Here is a 781-nt window from a genome sequence, read left to right on the forward strand (position 1 = left end):
TTTAAAGCCGATTGAGTAATATGAAAAAATTATCCATTTTATGCCTAGCCCTATTTTTGGCGGCTTGTGATGACCCCAATATCCAACAAACTGCCAAAAACTTAAACCTTGACCAACTTGGCGAGATTGGCACAAAGCTTGTTATAAGTACCGTCAAAATCGAATGCCAAAATCAGCTCAACGCCCAAGAAAACAGCGTGGCGGACTTGGTGTTTACCGCCGAACAAAAGGCGAACATCTGTGGGTGCGTGTCCGATGAGTTAAAAGGCAACTTAACGGCTGAAAAATCGCAAAGTTTTATCAAAGGCGGGTAAGTGGATACCAATGCTTTGACAGGCGTGGTGACAGGGGCAATCGCAAAATGCACCGCCCCCACTGCTTCGCCAGCACCCACCAATGCAGATAGCACTCAAACAGAACCTAGCAAGCCAAAACAAGAGCCATGATCCCTGCCATTCGTCTATTAAAAAAGCAAAAAATCGCTCACAGTATTCATGAATACGACCATGACCCAAATAACACCAATTTTGGGTTGGAAGCGTCCGAAAAGTTAGGTTTATCGCCTGTAAATCAAGCCAACAGTCCCATCAGCACCATGACTTTTATCAAACCATTCTAAAATCATCATCAAGCATTGCCCAATGCTTGATTAGTATCTCTTTGCGCATTTGTGCCATTGGTAAATTATCTAATGTCCTCTTCCAAGCATCTCTGGCAATTTGCATTACTTCTATCAGTTGTGGTTTGACACTTCGCCAAGGTACACCCACCAAACCCCAAA

2 protein-coding genes and 1 pseudogene are annotated in these 781 nt (G+C 43.7%); all 3 read left to right on the forward strand.

Annotated elements, in window-relative coordinates:
- The first annotated feature begins 20 nt into the window (after positions 1 to 20).
- Entirely contained in the window at positions 21 to 314 is a 294-nt protein-coding gene (locus B0182_RS03520) for a SadB/YajI family lipoprotein (protein ID WP_078273617.1), read from the forward strand.
- Positions 315 to 446 carry a hypothetical protein gene (locus B0182_RS15110; protein ID WP_264675865.1) on the forward strand — a complete coding sequence of 44 codons (132 nt, stop codon included), beginning with the start codon at positions 315 to 317 and terminating at the stop codon, positions 444 to 446.
- Positions 443 to 562: pseudogene (locus tag B0182_RS03525) on the forward strand (Cys-tRNA(Pro) deacylase); the annotation flags it as partial. The gene B0182_RS15110 and the pseudogene B0182_RS03525, both read left to right, overlap by 4 nt.
- Positions 563 to 781 lie beyond the last annotated feature (219 nt).

This window comes from Moraxella bovis (assembly GCF_002014975.1).
GTDB classification, from domain to species: domain Bacteria; phylum Pseudomonadota; class Gammaproteobacteria; order Pseudomonadales; family Moraxellaceae; genus Moraxella; species Moraxella bovis.

What these genes read in the sequence shown, in the direction of transcription:
- B0182_RS03520 (WP_078273617.1), top strand. Translation starts at nt 21, where the DNA reads ATGAAAAAATTATCCATTTTATGCCTAGCCCTATTTTTGGCGGCTTGT.